Origin of the sequence: Pseudomonas sp. NPDC086278 (assembly GCF_050280905.1) — a bacterium.
Classification (GTDB): domain Bacteria; phylum Pseudomonadota; class Gammaproteobacteria; order Pseudomonadales; family Pseudomonadaceae; genus Aquipseudomonas.
The window spans coordinates 45,541-69,381 of record NZ_JBNNWE010000009.1 but is presented as its reverse complement, the minus strand read 5'-3'; the positions used below and the strand labels follow the sequence as shown (position 1 = coordinate 69,381).

The following is a 23,841-nucleotide window of genomic DNA, read 5'->3' as shown; positions in this document are numbered from 1 at the left end:
CAACACTGCCGTCGACTGACACCACGCCTTCGCGAGCAAGCCTGCTCCCACAGGGATTGCGCAGGCTGTCGGCCGTGTCGTTTACGACTGTTCGATGGAAATTGTCATGTCCAGGTTTTCTGCTGACCCACGCTTGAGCGCTGCCCAAGCTCCTTTTGCCCGCAACGAATCAGGCATTCGTTTCATGCGGGCCACCGCCGTCCTTTGCGGCGCGCTGCTGGCGCCGATAGCGCTAGCCGACGAGCACACCGATCACGGTGAAGAACTGAGCCCGACGGTGATCACCGCCATCGCCCCGAGTTCGCCGCTGACCATCGTCACCAACCCGAAAGACCCGCGCCAACCGGTGCCAGCCAGTGACGGCGCTGACTATCTGAAAACCATCCCCGGCTTCGCCATGGTGCGCAATGGCGGCACCAACGGCGATCCGGTGCTGCGCGGGATGTTTGGCTCGCGGCTGAACATCCTCACCAACGGCGGCCAGTTGCTCGGTGCATGCCCTGGCCGGATGGACGCGCCGACCTCGTACATCTCACCGGAAACCTACGACAAACTCACCGTCATCAAAGGCCCGCAAACCGTGCTCTGGGGCCCGGGCGCGTCGGCCGGGACCATTCTGTTCGATCGTGAACCGGAGAGCTTTGGTGAACTGGGCACTCGCGTGAACGCCAGCGTCCTGGCCGGCTCCAACGGCCGCTTCGACAAAGTCGTGGACGCCGCCGCCGGCGGGCCGCTGGGTTACGTGCGGGTGATCGGCAACACCGCGCACGCCGACGACTACAAGGACGGCAACAACGACACCGTGCCGTCGCGCTATGACAAATGGAACGGCGACGTCGCGCTCGGCTGGACCCCTGACGCCGACACCTTGCTGGAGCTGACCGCCGGCAAGGGCGATGGCGATGCGCGTTACGCCGGGCGTGGCATGGACGGCTCGCAGTTCAAGCGCGAAAGCCTCGGCCTGCGCTTCGAGAAATCCAACCTCGGCGAAGTGCTGGATAAGGTCGAAGCGCAGGTCTATTACAACTACGCCGACCACGTGATGGACAACTACACCCTGCGCACGCCGTCCGGCACCGGGATGATGGCAGGCCCCATGGCTGCCAACGTCGACCGTCGCACCCTCGGTGGGCGAATCAAAGCCACCTGGCGCTGGGCCGATGTGCAACTGATCAGCGGCATTGATGCGCAGACCAACGAGCACCGTGAACGCAGCAGCATGGGCATCGACACCTACAAGGATCTGCCCTACACCAAGGACGCCGAGTTCCATGACTACGGCGTGTTCAGCGAATTGACCTGGTACGCCGCCGAGCGTGACCGGCTGATTACCGGCGCGCGCCTGGACCGTGCGTCGGTCAAGGATTACCGGCAGACCATCGGTTCGGGAATGATGCCCAGCGCCAATCCGACCGCTGACGACACCCGCGCCGATACCTTGCCGAGCGGCTTCGTCCGTTACGAGCATGACCTGGCCGACAGCCCGACCACGCTCTACGCCGGCCTCGGCCACACCCAACGGTTCCCCGACTATTGGGAGCTGTTTTCGCCTGATGCGGGCCCCGCCGGTTCAGTCAACGCCTTCGATTCGATCAAGCCCGAGAAAACCACTCAGCTCGACTTCGGCCTGCAATACAAAGCCGAAGACCTCGAAGCCTGGGCCTCGGGTTACGTCGGCCAGGTGCGCGATTACATCCTGTTCGACTACACGCCCGGAATGATGGGCATGACGTCGCAAGCGCAGAACATCGACGCACGGATCATGGGTGGCGAACTCGGTGCGGCGTATCAACTGACCTCCCGCTGGAAAGCCGACGCGACCCTCGCCTACGCCTGGGGCAAGAACAGCAGCGACGGCAACGCGCTGCCGCAGATGCCGCCGCTGGATGCACGTTTCGGCCTGACCTACAGCGAAGACAACTGGAGCGCCGGCGCCTTATGGCGAGTGGTCGCGGCGCAAAACCGCATCGACCAGAACAAGGGCAACGTGGTCGGCAAAGACTTCGGCAAGACCCCGGGGTTCGCCGTGTTCTCGCTGAACGGCGCGTACCGGATCAACGACAACTGGAAGGTCAGCAGTGGCGTCGACAACCTGTTCGGCAAGGCGTACGCCGAGCATTTGAACCTGGCCGGCAATGCTGGTTTCGGCTACCCGGCCAATGACCCGCAGGCCATTAAAGAACCGGGGCGAACGCTCTGGACCAAGGTGGACATGAGTTTCTAAAAGTTTCACGGGCACGGCCAACGCCGGACTTGTGGGAGCGGGCTTGCTCGCGAAAGCGGTGTATCAGTCGACGGCGAGGTTGGTTTTGCCGCCTTCGCGAGCAAGCCCGCTCCCACAGGAGTGAGTGTCAAAGCAACACCCGCGATCCATTGCCAACAACAAAAGAACCAAGCCAAGCGGAGCACAACCGATGAAACAGCCCAAAGTGAATTTCTACAACCTGGCCTGGCGCTGGCATTTCTATGCCGGTCTGTTCGTCGCGCCATTCATGGTGATGCTGGCCCTGACCGGGGTCATCTACCTGTTCAAACCGCAACTCGACCCGTTGATGTACGGCAGCCTGATGAACGTCCCGGCCGGTCATCACAGCGTTCCGGCCGACGACCTGCTCAAGCGGGTGAAAGCGGCGTATCCGCAAGCGACGATCAAGCAGTATTTGCCACCGCCCAACGCCGAACGCAGCGCGCAGTTTGTCGTCGTCAACGCTGGCACCGAGCTCAACGTGTTTGTCGATCCGTACCACGGCGACATCCTCGGCGAGCAAGACGCGAAGATGAACCTGCAAGCGGTTGCCCGAGCCATTCACGGCGAATTGATGATCGGCACGGTCGGTGATCGACTGGTCGAACTGGCCGCCGGCTGGGCCGTGGTGCTGGTGGTTTCCGGCGTATACCTGTGGTGGCCACGCGGGCAAGCCGCCGGCATCCTGTGGCCGCGATTGAGCAGTCGCGGTCGCGTGCTGTGGCGCGATTTGCATGCCGTCACCGGGTTCTGGGGCGCGGCGTTTTTGCTGGTGATGCTGCTCAGCGGTATGACCTGGAGCGGCTTCTGGGGCCAAAAATATGCGCAAGTGTGGAACGTGTTTCCGGCGGCGATGTGGGACGACGTGCCCAAGTCCGACGTCGAAGCGCGCAGCCTCAACAGCGCCACGCGCCAGACCGTGCCTTGGGCGATGGAAAACACGCCGATGCCGATGTCCGGCGATCATGCCGAACACATGGCTCACGGGGCTGCGCCGGTCGGTCCCGCCGCACCGACCATCGGCCTGCAGGATGTGCAAAACATCGCCGTGCAACGCAAGGTCGAGCCGGGTTACAGCATCACGTTCCCGACCACCGCGACGGGCGTGTTCACCATCGCCGTGTTCGCCGATGACCCGCGAAACGACGCCACGCTGCATGTCGATCAATACACCGGCGATGTCCTCGCCGACGTGCGCTATGGGCAATACGGCGCCGTCGCCCGCGCCACCGAAATCGGCGTGATGCTGCACGAAGGCAAAATGTTCGGGGTGTTCAACCAGATCATCGTGCTGCTGATCTGTCTGATGATTTTGCTCAGCGCGGTCAGCGGCGTGGTGATCTGGTGGAAGCGCCGGCCACAGGGCAAATTCGGGGTGCCGCCACTGCGCCACGACTTGCCGAAATGGAAAACCGCGATGGTCATCATGTTTGCGTTGGCGGTGGCGTTTCCGTTGGTCGGCGCATCGCTGGTGGTGGTCTGGGTGCTGGACCGGGTGCTGTTTTCGCGATTCACCCGGCAAACTGAATCGGCCTCATCTTCATCGTGAAGCAGGCGAGATGCGCCGGGCGTGAGGGGCTGTAAACTGCCCCAGGCGCGACACCCTGGCCTTTCGGGCCTCTTCGTCGGATCGCCGCCCGGAGCAAGCCCGCTCCCACAGAAATTGCGCAAAACCTGTGGGAGCGGGTTCGCCCGCGAAGGCGTCAGCAGCCTCGCCGCACATTCCCCGAGAAAACGCATGACCTCGCTGAACCTCACAAACCTCGCCTGGACACCCCTGGGCCACGGCCATTGTCATCACCAGTTCCAGCTGCGTGATGCCTCATTGCACGTGGCCGCCGGCGAGTTTGTCGGTTTGATCGGCCCCAATGGCAGCGGCAAGACCAGCCTGCTGCGCTGCGCTTATCGCTTCAGCAAGCCCGAGCGCGGCGAGGTCCGAGTCGACCACCACAACGTCTGGCAGCACTCCTCGCGCTGGTGTGCGCAACGCATCGCCGTGGTGTTGCAGGAATTCCCCGACGCCTTCGGCCTGACCGTTGAAGAAGTGGTCGCCATGGGCCGCACGCCGCACAAAGGGCTGTTCGATGGCGACACCCTCGAAGACCGAAATCTGGCGACTCAAGCATTGGCATCCGTCGGCCTGAACGGCTTCGAAGAGCACGCCTTCGCCACGCTCTCCGGCGGTGAAAAACAGCGCGTGATCCTCGCTCGCGCACTGGCCCAGCAACCGCAACTGCTGATCCTCGACGAGCCGACCAATCACCTCGACCCCCGCTATCAGCTCGAACTGTTGCAATTGGTCAAACGCCTGAACATCGGCACGCTGGCCAGCATTCATGACCTCAATCTGGCGGCCGCATTCTGCGATCGTTTGTACGTGATCAATCACGGCCGCATCGTCGCCAGCGGCACTCCCGAACACGTCCTGACCGCCCCGTTGCTGCGCGACGTGTTCGGTGTCGAGGCGCTGATCGATGAACACCCCCTCCACGGCTACCCGCGAATTACCTGGATAACCCGACCATGACTGTGCGTTCCCTGCTCTGCCTCGCTGTGTTGCTGGGCAGTGCCCAGGCCTTTGCCGAGCCCACGAAATACCCGCTGACCATTCAAAGCTGCAACCGCGAAGTGACCTTCAAGCAGGCGCCGAAGCATGCGGTCAGCCACGACATCAACATGACCCAGATGATGCTCGCCCTCGGCCTCAAGTCGAGCATGGTCGGCTACAGCGGCGTGAGCGGCTGGAAATCGGTCACGCCCGAGATGCAGACCATCCTCGACGGCCTGCCCGAGTTGGCGGCGAAGTACCCGTCGGTGGAAACGCTGCTCAACGCCAACGTCGATTTCTTCTTCGCTGGCTGGGATTACGGCATGCGCGTCGGTGGCGATCTCACGCCGCAAACCTTGCAGCCGTTGGGCATCAACGTCTATGAGCTGACCGAGTCCTGCGCGTTCGTCATGCAACGCCCGCCGGCCACGCTGGAAGACACCTACAACGACCTGCGCAACCTCGGCAAGATCTTCGACGTGCAAGACCGCGCCAACGCCTTGATCGGCCGGATGCAGGTGCAAGTCGCCGCCGTGCGCAAAGACCTGCCGACGGACAAGCCTCGGGTGTTCCTCTATGACAGCGGCGAAGACCGCGCCATGACCTCCGGCCGTCTCGGCATGCCGCAAGCGCTGATCGACGCCGCTGGCGGGCGCAATATCCTGGAAGACGTCGAGTCGAGCTGGACCCGGGTCAATTGGGAGAGCGTGGTCGAGCGCAACCCGCAGGTGATCGTGATCGTCGATTACGGCGAAGTCAGCGCCGAGCAGAAAGAGCAATTCCTGCTGAACAACCAGGCGCTGCAATCGGTGGACGCGATCAAGCACCGGCGTTTCATCGTGATTCCGTACGTGCAGGCCACGCCGGGCATCGACAACGTGCTGGCGGTGGAAACCCTGGCCAAAGGTTTCCACGGCACATGATCAATCGTTGCTACGCCTGGTTGCTGATCGCCCTCGGCGCACTGTTGCTCGTGTCGTGCGTGGTGACGCTGGGCTTCGGCCCGGCGCGGGTGCCGGTGGACGTGGTGTGGCGGATATTGCTGCACAAAATCTCCGGCATCGGTGTGCAGGACTGGCCGGCCGGGCAGGAACACATCGTCTGGCTGATCCGCGTGCCGCGCATGGTGCTGGGTGCGCTGGTCGGCGCCGGGCTGGCGTTGATCGGCGCGGTACTGCAAGCGGTGACGCGCAATCCGCTGGCCGATCCGCACTTGCTCGGGGTGACGTCGGGCGCCACGTTGGGCGCGGTGATTGTGGTGCTGCATGTCGGTGAAATCGTCGGCCTGCTGACCTTGCCGATTGCGGCGTTTTTCGGTGCATTGCTGAGCATGGTGATCGTGCTGATGATCGCCAATCGCAATGGCCGACTGGACAGTGATCGACTGCTGCTGTGTGGCGTGGCGGTGTCGTTCGTGATGATGGCGATTGCCAATTTGCTGCTGTTTCTCGGCGATCACCGCGCCAGTTCGGCAGTGATGTTCTGGATGCTCGGCGGCCTCGGATTGGCGCGCTGGGAATTGCTTGCGGTGCCGGCGGCCAGCGTGTTGCTGGGGCTGCTATTGCTGCTGGGAATGGCGCGTCCCTTGAACGCATTGATGGCCGGTGAACAGACGGCGGTAACGCTTGGCCTGAATGCGCGGACTGTGCGCTTGCGGGTGTTCTTGATTGCGTCGTTGATGACCGGTGTGTTGGTGTCGATCAGCGGGTCCATCGGTTTTGTCGGGTTGATGGTGCCGCACATTGCGCGGCGACTGGTCGGGGCTGAGCATCGGCGTTTGCTGCCAGTGTGCGTGTTGCTGGGCAGCGTGTTCCTGGTGTGGGTGGATGTCGCCGCCCGGACCATGATCGCCCCCGAGGACTTGCCGATTGGCGTCGCCACCGCCGCCATCGGTGGATTGTTCTTCATCGGCCTGATGCGCCGGCGCTAACGCCAGAAAGAACCCAACTACCCCCCCCTTGTGGGAGCGGGCTTGCTCGCGAAGGCGTCGTGTCAGGCAATATCCATGGCGACTGACACACCGCATTCGCGAGCAAGCCCGCTCCCACAAGGGGTTTGTTGGGGTTCGCGGTTGCGTGCATGACGCAAATCCACCATGGGCGCTTGGCGTAGCCTAGAATGCGTGCCTCACAACTTTCAGGATGAGCCTCATGTTGAAATCTGTTTTCCTGGCGCTGCTGGTCATGGGCGCAAGCGTCGCGCATGCCGACACCGACGTCGACGTCTCGAAGGTTTACGGCAAAGTCCAATTCGTCGACCACGATCCTGATTACACAGTGCAGGTCGTGGACTCCCTCCCCGACCTGAAAGTGCAGACAGTCGACACGTCTCCAGATTCGCCGGGCAAGTGGCAAACCGTCGACAGCTCCCCCGATTACAAGATCCAGATCGTCGATTCCGACCCGGATTTCACCATCCAGTACGTCGATTCCGCTCCCGGCGTCAACTGACCCCCGCCGCACCGCTGCCGCCGAGCGGCAGCACCACAATGACGCATGCCGTCGCACCATCGCCCCGACCTCGTTCCTTCGTGGTGCGCCGCGCAAGCGCGCAACCGCTCTGAAACGGCGTTTTCGTGCCCGCAACCAACTAGGCACAGCCCTTGCTAAAGAGCCTTCAGTAGTCCGCATCTGCCAACCAAGAAATTTCTAACGTTCATGGAGATCGCACAATGAAGCGTCGCAGCTTGATCAAGGCTTTCACACTCACGGCATCCATTGCCGCGATGGGCATGACCTGGACTGTCCAGGCCGCCGAGACCATCAAGGTCGGTATCCTGCACTCGTTGTCCGGCACCATGGCGATCTCCGAAACGTCCCTCAAAGACATGGCGTTGATGACCATCGACGAAATCAACGCCAAGGGTGGCGTCAACGGCAAGATGCTGGAACCGGTGGTAGTCGACCCGGCCTCGAACTGGCCGCTGTTCGCCGAAAAGGGTCGGCAGTTGCTGACCCAGGACAAAGTGGCGGTGGTGTTCGGTTGCTGGACTTCGGTGTCGCGTAAATCGGTATTGCCGGTGTTCGAAGAGCTCAACGGCTTGCTGTTCTACCCGGTGCAATACGAAGGCGAAGAGATGTCGCCGAACGTGTTCTACACCGGCGCCGCGCCGAACCAGCAGGCGATTCCGGCAGTGGAATACCTGATGAGCGAGGAAGGCGGCAGCGCCAAGCGGTTCTTCCTGCTCGGCACCGATTACGTCTACCCGCGCACCACCAACAAAATCCTGCGCTCGTTCCTGCACTCCAAAGGTGTGGCGGACAAAGACATCGAAGAGGTCTACACCCCGTTCGGTCACAGCGATTACCAAACCATCGTCGCCAACATCAAGAAATTCTCGGCCGGTGGCAAGACAGCCGTTGTCTCCACCGTCAACGGCGACTCCAACGTGCCGTTCTATAAAGAACTGGCCAACCAGGGCTTGAAAGCCACCGACGTACCGGTGGTGGCGTTCTCGGTCGGCGAAGAAGAACTGCGCGGCATCGACACCAAACCGCTGGTGGGCAACCTCGCGGCGTGGAACTACTTCGAGTCGGTCGAGAACCCGGTGAACACCAAGTTCGTCGCCGACTGGAAGGCCTATTCCAAGAAACACAACCTGCCGGGCGCCGACAAAGCGGTGACCAACGACCCGATGGAAGCCACCTACGTCGGCATTCATATGTGGGCGCAAGCGGTTGAGAAAGCCAAGTCCACCGACGTCGACAAAGTCCGCGAGGCCCTCGCCGGCCAGACCTTTGCCGCGCCATCCGGTTATACGCTGACCATGGACAAGACCAACCACCACCTGCACAAGCCGGTGATGATCGGCGAGATTCAGGCCGACGGTCAGTTCAACGTGGTGTGGCAGACCCAAGGGCCGATCCGCGCCGAGCCGTGGAGCCCGTTTATCGATGGCAACGACAAGAAGCCGGATTATGCGGTGAAGAGCAACTGAGCCACTGGGTGTCGGCCTCGAGCACGGTGCCTGAGGCCGATGCAAATCCCTGTGGGAGCGGGCTTGCTCGCGAAGACGGCGGCACATCCAGCATCAATGTGACTGACCCACCGCATTCGCGAGCAAGCCCGCTCCCACATTGTCCGCGCAAGGCCAATGACATGCCGACTGCCCTTTACCGCTTCATTCTCGCCATCGCAATTTTGTTGCCGATGACCACCCATGCCGGCGACGCCGAAGACTTCGTCGCCGCCAATCCCGTGCAGCAAGCCAAACTGTTGGAATCCTGGGCCGCGCAGCCCGACCCGGCCCGCATCGAATTGATCAACGCCCTGCAACAAGGCGAATTGACCGTCGACGGCCAACCGAAAACCTTGCGCCTGAATAACCGCCTGCGGGGTCTGATCGACACCGCGCTGGCCAGCCACCAATTGCTCGCCGCCGACGCCAAAATCCGTCTGGCTGCCGCGCAGCAATTGCAGAAAAGCGCCAAACCCGCGCAGCTGAAATTCCTCGATCAGGCCCTGGCAGCAGAAAAAGACCAGACCGTCCACGCCGCCCTCAGCCTGGCCTTGGCCAACCTGCAACTGGTGGACACCGCCCCGACCGTGCGCCTCGCCGCCGTTCGCTTGCTGGGTGAAACCGGCGACCCGCTTGCCCGCACCCGCCTCGAAAGCCTGCTGGAACTGGGCGTCGAAGCCGACGCCACGGTGCGCACCGCCGCCGAAACCAGCCTCGCGCAAGTCAAACGCAAACTGCTGATCGGCGAGATGCTCGGTGCAGCCTTCAGCGGCATGTCGCTGGGCTCGATCCTGCTGCTCGCCGCCCTCGGTCTGGCGATCACCTTCGGCCTGCTCGGCGTGATCAACATGGCCCACGGCGAGATGCTGATGCTCGGCGCGTACTCGACGTACGTGGTGCAGTTGATGTTCCAGCGTTTCGCCCCGCAAGCCATCGAGTTCTATCCGTTGATCGCGTTGCCGGTGGCCTTTTTTGTCACCGCCGCCATCGGCATGGCGCTGGAACGCACGGTGATTCGTCACCTCTACGGCCGCCCGCTCGAAACCTTGCTCGCGACGTGGGGCATCAGCCTCATGCTGATTCAGCTGGTTCGCTTGCTGTTCGGCGCGCAGAACGTTGAGGTGGCCAACCCGGCCTGGCTCTCCGGCGGGATTCAAGTGCTGCCCAACCTTGTGCTGCCATACAACCGCATCGTGATCATCGCGTTCGCGCTGTTTGTGGTGGTGCTGACCTGGCTGCTGCTGAACAAGACGCGCCTGGGCCTGAACGTGCGCGCCGTCACCCAGAACCGCAACATGGCCGCCTGTTGCGGCGTGCCGACCGGGCGCGTCGACATGCTCGCCTTCGGCCTCGGCTCGGGCATCGCCGGCCTCGGCGGTGTCGCGCTCAGCCAGATCGGCAACGTCGGCCCCGACCTCGGCCAGAGCTACATCATCGACTCGTTCCTGGTGGTGGTCCTCGGCGGCGTCGGCCAATTGGCCGGTAGCGTGTTCGCCGCGTTCGGCCTCGGCATCGCCAACAAGATTCTCGAACCGCAGATCGGCGCCGTGCTCGGCAAGATCCTGATCCTGGCGCTGATCATTCTGTTCATCCAGAAGCGTCCGCAAGGCCTCTTCGCACTGAAAGGACGGGTGATCGACTGATGAACCAGCCCCTGATGCTCACGGCCACGCAAAAGGCCGGCCCCAAAATCACCATCGCCATCGGCGCAGTGATCCTCGTCTTGTTGCTGGCGTTGCCGCTGCTGTCGTTGTTGTCACCGGACAGCGCATTTCATGTCTCGGCCTACACGCTGACGCTGGTGGGCAAAATCCTGTGTTACGCCATCGTCGCCCTCGCGCTGGACCTGGTCTGGGGTTACGCCGGGCTGTTGTCCCTCGGCCACGGTCTGTTTTTCGCCCTCGGCGGTTACGCGATGGGCATGTACCTGATGCGCCAGGCTTCGGGCGATGGCTTGCCGGCGTTCATGACCTTTCTGTCGTGGACCGAGTTGCCGTGGTACTGGACGGGCACCAGCAGCTTTCTCTGGTCGATGTGCCTGGTGGTATTGGCGCCGGGGTTGCTGGCCTTCGTCTTCGGTTTTTTCGCCTTCCGCTCGCGGATCAAGGGCGTGTATTTCTCGATCATGACCCAGGCCCTGACCTTCGCCGGGATGCTGCTGTTTTTCCGCAACGAAACCGGGTTTGGCGGCAATAACGGCTTCACCAACTTCCGCACCATTCTCGGCTTTGGCATTACCGAACCGGGCACCCGCGCCGTGCTGTTTTTCGCCACGGTGGTGTTGCTGGTGGCGAGTCTGTTCATCGGCTGGCGCCTGGCGCAGAGCAAGTTCGGCCGGGTGTTGACAGCGTTGCGCGATGCGGAAAACCGCCTGATGTTCTGCGGCTACGACCCGCGCGGTTTCAAGCTGTTTGTCTGGGTGTTGAGCGCGGTGTTGTGCGGCTTGGCCGGCGCGTTGTACGTGCCGCAAGTCGGCATCATCAACCCGAGCGAAATGTCGCCGACCAACTCCATCGAAGCCGCCGTCTGGGTGGCGCTGGGGGGGCGCGGCACGTTGATTGGCCCGCTGCTCGGCGCCGGCGTGGTCAACGGGATGAAGAGCTGGTTCACCGTCGCGTTCCCGGAGTACTGGCTGTTCTTTCTCGGCGCGCTGTTCATCGTCGTGACCTTGTACCTGCCCAAGGGTGTGATCGGTCTGCTGAAAAAGAGAGGTGAGCAATGAGAGTCACTGCGACGGCGGAATTCATGCTCGAACCGGCGTTTTTCCCCGTGGAGCCAAACAAGGACGCGGGCACCAGCCGCGACAGCATTGGCTTGGGCCAACGGGTCGGCCCCGGTCTGGACACGCGCCACGGCACGATCCTGACCCTGGAAGACATCAGCGTCAGCTTCGATGGCTTCCGGGCGCTGAACAATCTGAACCTGTACATCGGCGTCGGCGAACTGCGCTGCATCATCGGCCCCAACGGTGCGGGCAAGACCACGCTGATGGACGTGATCACCGGCAAGACGCGCCCGAGTCACGGCAAGGCCTGGTTCGGTGAAACCCTGGACCTGACCTCGATGAGCGAAGTGCAAATCGCCCAGGTCGGCATCGGTCGCAAGTTTCAGAAGCCGACGGTGTTCGAAGCGCTGAGCGTTTTTGAAAACCTCGAGCTGGCGCAGAAAACCGACAAGTCGGTGTGGGCCAGTTTGCGCGCGCGGCTCAGTGGCGAACAACGCGAGCGCATCACCGAAGTGCTGGAAACCATTCGCCTGACGGCGTCGGTCAATCGCCCGGCGGGGTTGTTATCCCACGGGCAGAAGCAGTTTCTGGAAATCGGCATGCTGCTGATGCAAGACCCGCAACTGCTGCTGCTCGACGAGCCGGTGGCGGGCATGACCGACGCCGAAACCGAGTTCACCGCCGAGCTGTTCAAAAGCCTGGCCGGCAAGCATTCGCTGATGGTGGTGGAACACGACATGGGCTTCGTCGGCTCGATTGCCGACCACGTCACCGTGTTGCACCAGGGCAGCGTGTTGGCCGAGGGGTCGCTGGAACAGGTGCAGGAAAACGAGCGGGTGATCGAGGTTTATCTCGGGCGCTAAACCTGCAAACACCTATCCAAAGGTGGGAGCTGGTTCTGGGTGAAACAGAAGGAATTTGACCATGCTGCAAGTCGACAAGCTGCACCAGTATTACGGCGGTAGCCACATCCTGCGCGGCCTGACGTTTGAGGTGAAGGTCGGTGAAGTCACCTGCCTGCTCGGGCGCAACGGTGTCGGCAAGACCACGCTGCTCAAATGCCTGATGGGTTTGCTGCCGGCCAAGGAAGGCGCGGTGAACTGGGAAGGCAAATCGATCACCACGTTCAAGCCCCATCAACGGGTGCATGCCGGGATCGCCTACGTGCCGCAAGGCCGGGAGATTTTCGGGCGGCTGACCGTCGAAGAAAACCTGCTGATGGGCCTGTCGCGGTTCCCCGGCAGCGAAGCGAAGGAAGTCCCTGCGTTCATCTACGAGCTGTTCCCGGTGCTGCTGCAAATGAAGCAACGGCGTGGCGGGGACTTGTCCGGCGGTCAACAGCAGCAATTGGCGATTGGCCGCGCGCTGGCCAGCCGTCCACGGTTACTGATCCTCGACGAACCCACCGAAGGCATCCAGCCGTCGGTGATCAAGGAGATTGGCGCGGTGATCAAGAAGCTCGCGGCCCGAGGCGACATGGCGATCTTGCTGGTGGAGCAGTTCTACGATTTCGCCGCCGAACTGGCCGATCACTACCTGGTGATGTCCCGGGGCGAGATCGTGCAGCAAGGACGCGGTGAAAATATGGAAACCGAAGGTGTCCGCGGGTTAGTTACTATCTGAGGCTACGATCCAGTCTGTAGCGTCCTGACGACCATTGGAAAACATGAATTTACCTGCCCCCATCACGCTGTTTACCCCGAGCTGGCATGCCGAGCTGGAGTTGGGCTACGCCCGCTTCGGCGACAGCACGCGGCCGGTCCAACGCCGCCACAAAGGCCCGCTGCGAGTGCAAAAGCACCTGTATGCCGAAGGCCCCGAGGTGTGCCAGCACATCATCGTTCACCCGCCGGGCGGAATTGCCGGCGGTGATCGGCTGGACATCTCGGCCAGCGTCGGCACAGGCGCCTGGGCGCAAATCACCAGCCCGGGCGCGGCCAAGTGGTATCGCGCGGCGGGCCCCGCTTATCAGCAGCTGGATTTACACGTAGCCGCCGGTGCGACCCTGGAATGGCTGCCGCAAGAGACGATTATTTTCAGCGATGCCCAGGCCGAGCTCAGCACCTCGATCGACCTTGAAGGCGATGCGCGGTTGTTTTACTGGGATGTGGTTGCGCTGGGCCGCCCGGCCAGTGGCGAGCGTTTCGACCTCGGGCATTTCCAGGCCAAGCTGGATATCCGCCGCGACGGACAGTTGCTCTGGCACGAACGCCAGCGCATTGTCGGCAATGACGGCTTGCTCGACTCGCCCATCGGGCTGGACGGGCAACCGGTGTTTGCGACGTTGCTGGTGACCGGGGAGATCGACAACGAACTGCTGGAAACCTGTCGCTCGCTGCCCCATGACGTGCGCGGGGACTTGACCCAGTTGCCGGGGTTGTTGGTGGCGCGGTGCCTGGCCAGTGAGGCGTTGCTCGCGCGGGCCTGGCTGATCGAACTGTGGCGCTTGCTCCGGCCGGAGTTGCTTGGCCGCGAAGCCGTCCCCCCACGAATATGGAGCACCTGAAATGCGCTCCAATTGTGGGAGCGGGCTTGCTCGCGAACGCGGTGGTCAGTCAGGTTGATATTGGATGTGCCGCCGTCTTCGCGAGCAAGCCCGCTCCCACAGGGGGGTTGTGTTTACAGACCTGAATACTTTTTTAATCTGCCGATTATGGATTTCTGACGATGGACCTGACCCCACGCGAAAAAGACAAGCTGCTGATCTTCACCGCCGGCCTCGTCGCCGAGCGGCGTTTGGCGCGCGGCGTGAAACTCAATTACCCGGAAGCCATGGCCTACATCTCCGCCGCCCTGCTCGAAGGCGCGCGTGACGGCCGAACGGTGGCCGAACTGATGCACTTCGGCACCACCCTGCTCAGCCGCGAACAAGTGATGGAAGGCATCCCGGAAATGATCCCGGAGATCCAGGTGGAAGCGACATTCCCCGACGGCACCAAACTGGTCACCGTCCACCAACCCATCGCCTGAGGACGCGTCATGACTTACCACATCCGCGATGCGCTGCACGCCGACCTGCCGGCGATCCGCGACATCTACAACGACGCCGTGCTCAACACCACCGCGATCTGGAATGAACAGGCGGTGGACCTGGGCAACCGCCAGGCCTGGTTCAGCGCCCGGCAATCCCAGGGTTATCCGATTCTGGTGATCGTCGACGGTGACAACAGCGTGCTGGGCTACGCTTCATTTGGTGACTGGCGCCCGTTCGACGGTTTTCGCCACACCGTCGAGCACTCGGTGTACGTGCGCAGTGACCAGCGCGGCAACGGCCTCGGCCCGCAACTGATGACGGTGCTGATCGACCGCGCCAGGGGCTGCGACAAGCATGTGATGGTCGCCGCCATCGAAAGCGGCAACGCCGCCTCTATTCGTCTGCATGAACGCGCCGGGTTCATCACCACCGGACAAATGCCCCAGGTGGGCACCAAGTTCGGCCGCTGGCTGGACCTGACCTTCATGCAACTGACCCTCAATCCAGGCGCGGAGCCGCCGACTGCCCACAAGGAGTAATCGCTGATGAACGCCGCCCAACTGCGTCGTGTGAATATTGAAAGCTTTGCGCACTATCGCCAGGGTTTGATCGATCTGTTGCTGGATGCCGTCGGGTATGGCGCCAGTGTCGGCTTTATGGCAGACCTCGACGCCGCGCAGGCCCGCGCCTATTTCGATGAGGTTCAGGAAAACCTGAACAAGGGCAACGTGCTGCTGTGGGTGGTGGTTCGCGACGAACAAGTGGAAGCCAGCGTGCAACTGACGTTGTGCCAGAAAGCCAATGGCTTGAACCGCGCCGAAGTGCAAAAGCTGCTGGTACGCGAGCACGCGCGCCGTCGCGGCCTGGGCCAACAGTTGATGAATGCCCTGGAACTCGCCGCCCGCCAATACAAGCGCGGCATGCTTTACCTCGACACCGAAGCCGGCTCCCCGGCAGAAGATTTCTACAAGGCGCAGGGTTACACCCGCGCGGGACAGATCCCCGACTACGCCTGCGACCCAAGCGGGACGTACCGTCCGACGGCCCTCTACTACAAGATTCTGCAAGGAGCGCATGGATGATTCCCGGTGAATACCAGATCCAGCCCGGCGACATCGAGCTTAACGTCGGCCGTCGCACCGTCCGCCTGAAAGTGGCCAACAGCGGCGACCGACCGATCCAGGTCGGCTCGCATTATCATTTTTTTGAAACCAACGACGCCCTGACCTTCGACCGCGCGGCCAGCCGTGGCATGCGCCTGAACATCCCCGCCGGCACCGCCGTACGCTTCGAGCCGGGGCAAAGCCGTGAGGTCGAGTTGGTAGACCTTGCCGGACATCGCCGGGTGTTCGGGTTTGCCGGGCGGATCATGGGGGATCTTTAGGTTTCATGCGGCCTGTACTGGCCTCTTCGCGAGCAAGCCCGCTCCCACAGGGGGAACTCGGTCAACTGTGGGAGCGGGCTTGCTCGCGAATCTGTGAGCGCAGCGAACAGTCTCAAACTCAATTGAATTCCAAGGCGAACACATGAAGATTTCCCGTCAAGCCTATGCCGACATGTTCGGCCCTACCGTCGGCGACAAGGTGCGCCTGGCCGACACCGAGCTGTGGATCGAGGTCGAAAAAGACTTCACCACCTACGGCGAAGAAGTGAAATTCGGCGGCGGCAAAGTCATCCGCGATGGCCAGGGCCAAAGCCAATTGCTCGCCGCTGAAGTCGTCGACACGGTCATCACCAACGCTTTGATCATCGACCACTGGGGCATCGTCAAAGCCGACGTCGGCCTCAAGGACGGGCGCGTCGCCGGCATCGGCAAGGCCGGCAACCCGGACGTGCAGCCGAACGTGAGCATTGCCATCGGCGCCAGCACCGAAGTCATCGCCGGCGAAGGCATGATCCTCACCGCCGGCGGCATCGATACGCACATTCACTTCATCTGCCCGCAACAGATCGAAGAAGCGCTGATGAGCGGCGTCACCACTATGATCGGTGGCGGCACCGGCCCGGCCACCGGCACCAATGCGACCACCTGCACCTCCGGGCCGTGGCACCTGGCGCGCATGCTGCAGGCCGCCGATGCGTTCCCGATGAACATCGGCCTCACCGGCAAGGGCAACGCCAGCCTGCCGGAGCCGTTGATCGAACAGGTCAAGGCCGGCGCCATCGGCCTCAAGCTGCACGAGGACTGGGGCACCACCCCGGCGAGCATCGACAATTGCCTGAACGTCGCCGACCAGTACGACGTGCAGGTGGCGATCCACACCGACACCCTCAACGAATCCGGTTTCGTCGAAACCACCCTCGCCGCCTTCAAGGGCCGCACCATCCACACCTATCACACCGAAGGTGCGGGCGGCGGGCATGCGCCGGACATCATCAAGGCCTGCGGCTTCGCCAACGTGCTGCCGAGCTCGACCAACCCGACCCGGCCGTTCACCCGCAACACCATCGACGAACACCTCGACATGCTGATGGTCTGCCACCACCTCGACCCGAGCATTGCCGAAGACGTGGCCTTCGCCGAAAGCCGCATCCGTCGCGAAACCATCGCCGCCGAAGACATCCTCCACGACCTTGGCGCGTTCTCGATGATCAGCTCCGACAGCCAGGCCATGGGCCGTGTCGGCGAGGTCATCACGCGCACCTGGCAGACCGCCGACAAGATGAAAAAACAGCGCGGCCCGCTACCCGGCGATGGCGCAGGCAACGACAACTTCCGCGCCAAACGCTACATCGCCAAGTACACCATCAACCCGGCGATCACCCACGGCATCAGCCATGAAGTCGGTTCGGTGGAAGTGGGCAAATGGGCCGACCTGGTGCTGTGGCGCCCGGCATTCTTCGGGGTCAAGCCGACGCTGATTCTCAAGGGCGGCGCCATCGCCGCCAGCCTGATGGGCGATGCCAACGCCTCGATCCCGACGCCGCAACCGGTGCATTACCGCCCGATGTTCGCCAGCTACGGCGGCTCGCTGCACGCCACCAGCCTGACCTTTATCAGCCAGGCAGCGCAGGAAGCCGGGCTTCCCGAAGCCTTGGGCCTGAAGAAAAAAATCGCCGTGGTCAAAGGCTGTCGCGCGGTGCAGAAAACCGATTTGATCCATAACGATTACTTGCCGAGCATTGATGTCGATCCGCAGACGTATCAGGTCAAGGCTGACGGCGTTTTGCTGTGGTGTGAGCCGGCGGATGTGCTGCCGATGGCCCAGCGTTACTTCCTGTTTTGAGTTGAGCGGCACAAAAAAGGCCTGGATGCTTGCGCAGTTCCAGGCCTTTGCTCATGGGCTACCGATCAGAGCGGGTGTTGGCCCAGCTCGTCGCGGGTAAGTTTCTCGATCAGCGCCGACTCTTCGATCTGGAGCTGGGCATCCAGCTCTTCAGACTGTGTCTTGTATTGCGCTTCGGTCAGTTCTCCTGCCTGCTGTTTATCCCGCAGACTGGCCAGTCGATCCTGATAGGGTTCGCGCTGGGTTTCGAATTGCGCACGGTATTTGTTGGTCACAGCGTCTTTCCAGAAGTCTCTCGACACCAGCGCCTGGAATTCCTCCGCCGAATCATCGAGCTTGACGACGTTGGCACAGGCCTCGTCCAGCATGGCTGGCGTGACCCCGCCCATGCTGATGAACCTGACTTTCTTCGGCTGTCCTGGCAGTTCGAGGCGGTCCTTGAGGCCGAAGCGGTAGGCCAGTTTTATTTCGACCTCCTCCAGTCGGTGGATCAGTTCGGCTTTCTGCACGGCTGACAAATCTGCGTTGGCGTTGATCGCGGCCGTACGCTTGCCAATATCGGCCAGCGCGATTTTCTCGACCTCGTCCAGCCGGAACAAACCTCTGGACAGTTTCAACAGGGCCGCGCTCTGCTCCCCGTCCAGTGCCAGCGTCCGGGCCCTGTAGACCATGGCCATGATCTCCAGATTGCTGAACGACAACGCGGCACGGTCACAGCACGCTGGCCGTCCCGCCCACTCGAACATCTCGGCGCGCAAGGCTGCGGATTCGGGGCTGGTTTCGGTGATGGTATCGATGACCTCCCACACGCGCTGTTGCAGGTCTTCATGGCCGGCGCCAGCGTCTTCCAGATCAGAGAGCACCCGGAAGAATCCCTGCGAGCCGTCGTGTTCGGACAAAGACTGCCACTGGGCAGCCCTCGCGGTGAGCCGGTCAGCGGGCAGGTCTTTGCTCCAGCGCCCAAGCTCCCCGGGGCCCTGTCCTCCCACGCTCACGGGGTTCGCGGCCGCCCCCGGTGGCAGATACTCGAAGACTCCCGGTCGCCTCAGCCCCCACAGATCCGGACGCTCACGTTCGAGTCGCGCCCAATAATCGCGCAGCTGTTGCTGAGCCGCCTCGGTCAACGGGTTGCCACCGATGTGCGAAAAGTTGTTGAGGCGTGCCGTGTTGGCCAGTTGCTCGGCAGACGGGTTGATGACCGATTCCGGAAACGTGGTGATCCGGTTGTTTCTCAAATCGATGCTATCCAGCAACGGCTGCGCACCCAGCCCGACCGGCCAGGTATCGACCCCGACGTTGTTCAGGGACAGCGAGCGCATATCGGTTATCCGGCTGAAATCCGGCAGCATGCCCAACGGGTTGGAAGACAGGCTCAACGCCCTGAGGGTTGTCCGCCCGGCCAGCAGCTCAGCCGTCTCGGGAGTCAGGCGAATGCGGTTGCGCTGCAGAAACAAGCGGGTCAGGCCATTCATTTCACCCAGGGCCGGGGGTATCGCCGTCAGTTGGTTGTTTGACAGATCCAGCCAGCGCACGCCTCTGAAACGCCAAAGGAATCCCTCGGGCGAAACGCTCAGCCCCATGCCACTGAGTTTGAGCGAGCCTACATGGCTGAAATCGGCCTCAAGGTCCGGCACGCTGTCCAGCGTCTGGCGACTCAAGTCGAGTTCAAAACCGATCGGGCTGCCATCCGCGGCATTGCGTTGCGGCGCCTGCCGTCGCCAACAGCGGCGAATGCGCTCGGCGGCTTCGTACCGGTCGGTCAGATGGGCGAAGTCTTGCCGCTGACCGGCCCGCACGTAGCGTTGGCGCGCGCCGCCGCCCGAAAACGACCAGGCGGACAATTGTCGATTCAATGTTTCATATTCCCCCTCGAGCCGAGTCAGTTCGGCCTCCGAGGCAACCCCGTGGGTTTGCAGAAACTCCACCACATCGAACTCATCGTAGCCGGGGTACAGTCGACGAATTCTGCCGGTCATCGAGTCCTGGACCTTGAACGCACCGGGAAGACTGCCTTCCAACAACTGCGGCCTGAGCGCTTGCAAGTGATCGCGATAGTCCTTGAGCTGCTGCCAACCCTGGCGACTCAAGGGATTATCTTCAAGCAGAGTGACGCGCAGAACCCTGGCATTCGCCTCGACCTGATCACCCGCCGTGACCAGCATCGCCGACGGCACTTCGGTCAGCTCGTTTTCGCGCAAGTCCAGTACTTGCAGGTCAGGCAGCTGTGTCGTGCCCGTGGGCCATTCGTCGATGCCGGTCCCACTGAGATTGATTTTCTTCAGATGCGTCATCGGGCCGAAATCCGGAGCGACCCCTAACGGGTTCCTCGTCAGATCGAGTTCTTCAAGCGCGCTCAATCTACCCAGCACGGCCTCGTTGTGCGCGCTGAAGCGAACCCCGCTGCGCCTGAAGCTCAAGTGGGTCAGATCGCGCATTTCAGCCAACACCTCAGGCAATTCACTGAGCCGGGACATGCCCTCCAGGCGCAGCTTTTTCAGACCGGGGAAGCATTTGAGGAAGGCGTCGAGGTTGCGCACGCCAGCACCGGTCATCGTCAGTGCTTCCACCTGGCTGAATCGACCACTCAACACCGGCAGTTCGATCGTCGAGCCGATCGTCAGTGTGGAACCGCTCTGCCGCCGCCAGCAGCGTTTGAGGTCGTTGGCTATCTGACGCTGGCGCCAGCCCGCGACGCGCCCCGTTACGCGGCTGCGAATATCTGCCGTCATGCCGGCGTGCGCCCAGGTTTCCAGCTCATTTTTCAGGGTCATGTATTCGGCTTCATACCGAGTCAATCCGCCCCGAACATCCTCAGCCAATGAGTGCAGGAAGCTATCGACCTCGGCCTCGCTGAAGTCGGGGAAAAGCTTGAGCACCCGCATGCGTGGCGTTCGAAAGAAGTTGGCCACCTGCGCTGCCCCCACGCCGCCGAGCAACTTCATGCCGGGCTCGAAGACTGGCTTGAGCAACCGATATTGTTGAAGCACCGCACTGAACCGGTCTCGCGGCAACGGTTGCTGCTGCACGGTCTGCTTCAAGCGTTCGGCATCTTCAAGCGTGAAGCCCATTACCTGCCGCTCTTGTTCGGTCAACGCCTGCAAGACAGTCGCATAGAGGTTGGCCGAAGACGATTGAGCGAACCGTGTGTCTTCATCGACCACCAGCACTGCGCGTGTCGGGTCCTGCGGCGCACCAATGGTGTCCAGCAACTTCCCTTGCGGCCCGTATTCACGCAGCTCGAAGCGCACATTACCCGGCCAGCCTGGCAGCGCCTCGAGACTGCGCAGGGCCAGGCGTTCACTGTCGACGCTGGAGGAGTTCTCCAGATAAAGCCCTTCGTAGGCATGGGCCACACGCAGTTCCTGCCGGGCCCGTTCGGCCTGTTCGTAAATGCCGTGCGGCAAAGGCCCGGATTCGCCCAGGGTTACCCACTCTTCACGGGTTGCGCCCTCGAGGATCTGCTGCGCAACGATGCCCGGCAATTGCGGGAAAAACCCTTTAATCCGCTCCACGCGGGGGTCGACGCTGACATCCTGCTCCTGGTACAGCGACTCGAACAATGAGCGCTTTTTGCTCTGCGCAGCCCGAGCAATTTCCTTACGCAACGCCACGGCGCGTTGCTCCAACGGCAAATCCGCCGCCCCCGGCACGCTTTCGATGTCGACGTTTCGCGCCTTGAACATGTCCAGCAGGTCGGTGAGCACGGAGCCCTTCGCCGCTTGCCGATCACTCACGACGAACGTCAGCCTGCTCGAAGCGGTTGTCGCTGTCACAGGGTCTTCCCAGATAAGCCTCGCCTTGCTGTCCAGAACCTTGATCGGGGGGGAGCTGGGTAACAATGCCTGACGGCGGATGAGCCTGAACTGCGTACGCAGATCAGCCTTGGCGTAGATCGCCGGGTCATCGCTGCCGATGTGTTCGCGGAAGGTTTCAATGTCGCGGTCGATTCGAAAACGCGTCAGGGAGTCGCTCAACTGCGCCGCTGGTGGCTGTTGTTCGACATGCAGGCGCCGCAGTTGATCGGGCGCCACGCCACTGGTGATGCGCACCTGTTCCAGTTGCGCATCGGTGAACGCTTGCGCGCGATAGCCCAGGCGTCGCATCAGGATCGGTCCGTCCCAGCTCAAAGGCTCTTCGGCCTCGTGGGTCCAGGCGCCGGCACCGTTGTGTTGCAGTCGCGGTGCATAGGCATCCGCCCGGCTCGCGTGCTGGATGCGGTATTGCCCGTCGTCCGGGTTCTGCCGGACCACAAAACGATCATTGTCCAGCGGCAGGATGTCCTGGCCGTTGTAGCGGTGCAGGCCCAGCTCGTTTGGCTTCGAATCCGTCGGCAACCTGATGGGAACCTTGTAGGGGCCCAGATCCGGTTTCCAGAGTCGCTGCTCGCCCGTGGTCAGCGTGACCGGTTGCAACTGCTCGATAACGGGTTCGGGCTTGACCGCGGCCAATTTGCCGAAGCCTTTGCCCGCGCCATGCAGGGCCGCAATCATTGCAAGGTTTTCCGCGACATCGGTCAGGTGCGCCCGGGCTGCCCGGTGATCGCCCTCACTCCATTCAATGGCCCCTTCAAACGTCTCGCTCATGATCTGCGCGGCCATGATGCCGATCATGACCTCGCCCAGCACCGGAACGAACATCGAGACACCGTTCAATGCCAGCATGCCGATTTCCAGCAATACGGCGATTTTCCGCGCCCGGACCGTGGCATCCACCTCGGCCGTGGGCACCGCGTAATGGCGGGCGTCGGCGATGATTTTGTCGATGCTCTGACGATAGAGATGGTCCCAGGGATCGACGTTCGGCCCCCACAATCCGTTCTCGCTAAAACTGGATGTACGGATGTACGGGTCGGTTTCCGGCTCCTGCCTGGGTGTCGGTTCAGGTGGCAGTTCTTTGGGCGTGACGAACACCGTCAACGGAATGAGCACCTCAACGCCTTTGAACCAGGGCGATCGCAAAGCGCCCAGCGGGTCCGCCAGCGCGTCCGCCGCTTTGCGCGTGAACTGGCTGAAGTAGTACGGCCGGTCGGCATAGGCCACGAACTGGCTGAAAAACTGCTGGTACGCGGTGGGTTTGCCGTCGGTGGGCTGCGAAGCGTCCCGGGCCATGAACTGGCGTTTGAGCTCCGCGTCCAGCGCCCGGCCCTTGTATCGTTTCAGCGGATGTTCTGGGTCATGGGGCACGTAAAGAAGCATTTCATCGGCGTATTTATACTTTTCACCGATCAGAAACAGCACACACCCCGTCATCTTTTTTTTCATCAATCCCAGGTCACGAAACCACACCGGTTTGCCATCCACCCTGGGATTCAGTTCTCCATCGATGACCGACTGGATCATCGAGTAGTGCTTCGGCTCAATGTCCTTTTTCAACAAGGCCGTCTCGGCCGCCGCCCGCATCGCGTCTTTTTGGCAGGTCACGAACCGTTGACGCAGAAACGCAACTGCAACCGGGTTCGCGGGCTGCAAAAAGTCCTTCAGGTAAACCTGATACTTCGCCCCGATATCCAGCTCCCGGCACAGTTTCAAAAACTTCAGCACCGTCAGCGACGTGCTCACTTTGTCGAACTGGCCGGGGGTCGCGGTTTCGACAACAAAACCTGATGAGGCGTGATAGTGGCCGGCCGCACACTCACCTTCTTCAAAGTTGTGCAGCGCCGCTTGCAACAGGGGCAGTTTCAATACCTCGAACGTATCGATCTCGGTGGCGAAAACGCCCACTTCAAGCGGCTTTTTCAGTTGGAGGAAGGTTTTCCCGACATCCAGTTCCACCGCGAACTGATCCTTGAGCGCCTTGACCAACAAGGGCTGGGCGAAGGCGTTGATGTCTTGCATCCTCGCCATGGTTTTATCCAGCAGGTTTTGCGACGCCATGCTCGTCATGAGACTTGCGTTCAAGGCCTGGCGCTGTGCCTGCGAGGCCATCAGATACCAGTCGGGGAGCGTGATCGGGGCGTTTTTCACCATCGCTCGCCGTTCGGGCGAGGCGTTCACCAACCAGGCCGGAATGGACTGGGCAATGAACTCGACGTGGGTACTTTGTTGCTCGGCAGCAGCTGATTGCAGCGCCGTTTCTTCAGGGCTTTGGTGTTTGTTTCGCACGGTACATATCCTTATGTACGACTCATGGGGCCGGCACGAAAATCAGTCTTCGTGCCGGGGTAG

18 protein-coding genes are annotated in these 23,841 nt (G+C 62.0%); 17 read left to right on the top strand and 1 reads right to left on the bottom strand.

Annotated features, from left to right (window positions below):
- The first annotated feature begins 106 nt into the window (after positions 1-106).
- From ACQKP4_RS04840 to ureC, 17 genes are all read left to right on the top strand, one after another.
- The gene (locus ACQKP4_RS04840) at positions 107-2,224 is read left to right on the top strand and encodes a TonB-dependent copper receptor (RefSeq protein WP_427630930.1); all 2,118 of its coding nucleotides are present in this window, start codon (positions 107-109) and stop codon (positions 2,222-2,224) included.
- Between the two features lie 190 nt (positions 2,225-2,414).
- Positions 2,415-3,794 (top strand): PepSY-associated TM helix domain-containing protein, encoded by a 1,380-nt coding sequence (locus ACQKP4_RS04835; protein ID WP_427630928.1) that lies wholly within the window; start codon positions 2,415-2,417, stop codon positions 3,792-3,794.
- Between the two features lie 189 nt (positions 3,795-3,983).
- Positions 3,984-4,772: an ABC transporter ATP-binding protein gene (locus tag ACQKP4_RS04830; protein ID WP_427630926.1), complete on the top strand. Its 789-nt coding sequence runs from the start codon at positions 3,984-3,986 to the stop codon at positions 4,770-4,772.
- A complete protein-coding gene (locus tag ACQKP4_RS04825; protein WP_427630924.1) occupies positions 4,769-5,716 on the top strand; it encodes an ABC transporter substrate-binding protein in 948 nt (315 codons plus the stop codon). Before ACQKP4_RS04830 ends, ACQKP4_RS04825 begins: the two co-directional genes overlap by 4 nt.
- Positions 5,713-6,723, top strand: a complete 1,011-nt coding sequence (locus ACQKP4_RS04820) for a FecCD family ABC transporter permease (protein WP_427630922.1) — start codon at positions 5,713-5,715, stop codon at positions 6,721-6,723. The genes ACQKP4_RS04825 and ACQKP4_RS04820 overlap by 4 nt, the downstream gene beginning before the upstream one ends.
- A 220-nt stretch (positions 6,724-6,943) precedes the next feature.
- Complete coding sequence (locus ACQKP4_RS04815; protein ID WP_427630920.1) at positions 6,944-7,243, top strand: hypothetical protein; 300 nt, start codon at positions 6,944-6,946, stop codon at positions 7,241-7,243.
- Between the two features lie 221 nt (positions 7,244-7,464).
- Entirely contained in the window at positions 7,465-8,730 is a 1,266-nt protein-coding gene (gene urtA / locus ACQKP4_RS04810) for an urea ABC transporter substrate-binding protein (RefSeq protein ID WP_427630918.1), read from the top strand.
- Positions 8,731-8,891: 161 nt separating this feature from the next.
- A complete protein-coding gene (gene urtB / locus ACQKP4_RS04805) occupies positions 8,892-10,394 on the top strand; it encodes an urea ABC transporter permease subunit UrtB (RefSeq protein WP_427630916.1) in 1,503 nt (500 codons plus the stop codon).
- On the top strand, positions 10,394-11,473 hold the full coding sequence (urtC, locus tag ACQKP4_RS04800; RefSeq protein ID WP_427630914.1) for an urea ABC transporter permease subunit UrtC: 1,080 nt from the start codon (positions 10,394-10,396) through the stop codon (positions 11,471-11,473). Before urtB ends, urtC begins: the two co-directional genes overlap by 1 nt.
- Entirely contained in the window at positions 11,470-12,339 is an 870-nt protein-coding gene (gene urtD, locus ACQKP4_RS04795) for an urea ABC transporter ATP-binding protein UrtD (protein WP_427630912.1), read from the top strand. Before urtC ends, urtD begins: the two co-directional genes overlap by 4 nt.
- Positions 12,340-12,400: 61 nt before the next feature.
- Positions 12,401-13,099, top strand: coding sequence for an urea ABC transporter ATP-binding subunit UrtE (urtE, locus tag ACQKP4_RS04790; RefSeq protein WP_427630910.1), 699 nt, complete (start codon positions 12,401-12,403; stop codon positions 13,097-13,099).
- Between the two features lie 43 nt (positions 13,100-13,142).
- Complete coding sequence (locus tag ACQKP4_RS04785; RefSeq protein ID WP_427630908.1) at positions 13,143-13,982, top strand: urease accessory protein UreD; 840 nt, start codon at positions 13,143-13,145, stop codon at positions 13,980-13,982.
- A 161-nt stretch (positions 13,983-14,143) separates the two neighbouring features.
- Positions 14,144-14,446 carry an urease subunit gamma gene (gene ureA / locus ACQKP4_RS04780; protein ID WP_033055605.1) on the top strand — a complete coding sequence of 101 codons (303 nt, stop codon included), beginning with the start codon at positions 14,144-14,146 and terminating at the stop codon, positions 14,444-14,446.
- A 9-nt stretch (positions 14,447-14,455) separates the two neighbouring features.
- Positions 14,456-14,989, top strand: coding sequence for an N-acetyltransferase family protein (locus ACQKP4_RS04775; RefSeq protein WP_427630906.1), 534 nt, complete (start codon positions 14,456-14,458; stop codon positions 14,987-14,989).
- A 6-nt stretch (positions 14,990-14,995) separates the two neighbouring features.
- Entirely contained in the window at positions 14,996-15,532 is a 537-nt protein-coding gene (locus tag ACQKP4_RS04770; RefSeq protein ID WP_427630904.1) for a GNAT family N-acetyltransferase, read from the top strand.
- Positions 15,529-15,834 carry an urease subunit beta gene (locus ACQKP4_RS04765; RefSeq protein WP_427630902.1) on the top strand — a complete coding sequence of 102 codons (306 nt, stop codon included), beginning with the start codon at positions 15,529-15,531 and terminating at the stop codon, positions 15,832-15,834. Before ACQKP4_RS04770 ends, ACQKP4_RS04765 begins: the two co-directional genes overlap by 4 nt.
- Before the next feature lie 142 nt (positions 15,835-15,976).
- Positions 15,977-17,677: an urease subunit alpha gene (gene ureC, locus ACQKP4_RS04760; RefSeq protein WP_427630900.1), complete on the top strand. Its 1,701-nt coding sequence runs from the start codon at positions 15,977-15,979 to the stop codon at positions 17,675-17,677.
- Positions 17,678-17,742: 65 nt separating this feature from the next.
- Here the strand turns inward: ureC and ACQKP4_RS04755 are convergent, their stop codons facing one another.
- The gene (locus tag ACQKP4_RS04755; RefSeq protein WP_427630898.1) at positions 17,743-23,778 is read right to left on the bottom strand and encodes an NEL-type E3 ubiquitin ligase domain-containing protein; all 6,036 of its coding nucleotides are present in this window, start codon (positions 23,776-23,778) and stop codon (positions 17,743-17,745) included.
- Between the last annotated feature and the right edge of the window lie 63 nt (positions 23,779-23,841).

What these genes read in the sequence shown, in the direction of transcription:
- ACQKP4_RS04840 (WP_427630930.1), top strand. Translation starts at nt 107, where the DNA reads ATGTCCAGGTTTTCTGCTGACCCACGCTTGAGCGCTGCCCAAGCTCCT.
- ACQKP4_RS04835 (WP_427630928.1), top strand. Translation starts at nt 2,415, where the DNA reads ATGAAACAGCCCAAAGTGAATTTCTACAACCTGGCCTGGCGCTGGCAT.
- ACQKP4_RS04830 (WP_427630926.1), top strand. Translation starts at nt 3,984, where the DNA reads ATGACCTCGCTGAACCTCACAAACCTCGCCTGGACACCCCTGGGCCAC.
- ACQKP4_RS04825 (WP_427630924.1), top strand. Translation starts at nt 4,769, where the DNA reads ATGACTGTGCGTTCCCTGCTCTGCCTCGCTGTGTTGCTGGGCAGTGCC.
- ACQKP4_RS04820 (WP_427630922.1), top strand. Translation starts at nt 5,713, where the DNA reads ATGATCAATCGTTGCTACGCCTGGTTGCTGATCGCCCTCGGCGCACTG.
- ACQKP4_RS04815 (WP_427630920.1), top strand. Translation starts at nt 6,944, where the DNA reads ATGTTGAAATCTGTTTTCCTGGCGCTGCTGGTCATGGGCGCAAGCGTC.
- urtA (WP_427630918.1), top strand. Translation starts at nt 7,465, where the DNA reads ATGAAGCGTCGCAGCTTGATCAAGGCTTTCACACTCACGGCATCCATT.
- urtB (WP_427630916.1), top strand. Translation starts at nt 8,892, where the DNA reads ATGCCGACTGCCCTTTACCGCTTCATTCTCGCCATCGCAATTTTGTTG.
- urtC (WP_427630914.1), top strand. Translation starts at nt 10,394, where the DNA reads ATGAACCAGCCCCTGATGCTCACGGCCACGCAAAAGGCCGGCCCCAAA.
- urtD (WP_427630912.1), top strand. Translation starts at nt 11,470, where the DNA reads ATGAGAGTCACTGCGACGGCGGAATTCATGCTCGAACCGGCGTTTTTC.
- urtE (WP_427630910.1), top strand. Translation starts at nt 12,401, where the DNA reads ATGCTGCAAGTCGACAAGCTGCACCAGTATTACGGCGGTAGCCACATC.
- ACQKP4_RS04785 (WP_427630908.1), top strand. Translation starts at nt 13,143, where the DNA reads ATGAATTTACCTGCCCCCATCACGCTGTTTACCCCGAGCTGGCATGCC.
- ureA (WP_033055605.1), top strand. Translation starts at nt 14,144, where the DNA reads ATGGACCTGACCCCACGCGAAAAAGACAAGCTGCTGATCTTCACCGCC.
- ACQKP4_RS04775 (WP_427630906.1), top strand. Translation starts at nt 14,456, where the DNA reads ATGACTTACCACATCCGCGATGCGCTGCACGCCGACCTGCCGGCGATC.
- ACQKP4_RS04770 (WP_427630904.1), top strand. Translation starts at nt 14,996, where the DNA reads ATGAACGCCGCCCAACTGCGTCGTGTGAATATTGAAAGCTTTGCGCAC.
- ACQKP4_RS04765 (WP_427630902.1), top strand. Translation starts at nt 15,529, where the DNA reads ATGATTCCCGGTGAATACCAGATCCAGCCCGGCGACATCGAGCTTAAC.
- ureC (WP_427630900.1), top strand. Translation starts at nt 15,977, where the DNA reads ATGAAGATTTCCCGTCAAGCCTATGCCGACATGTTCGGCCCTACCGTC.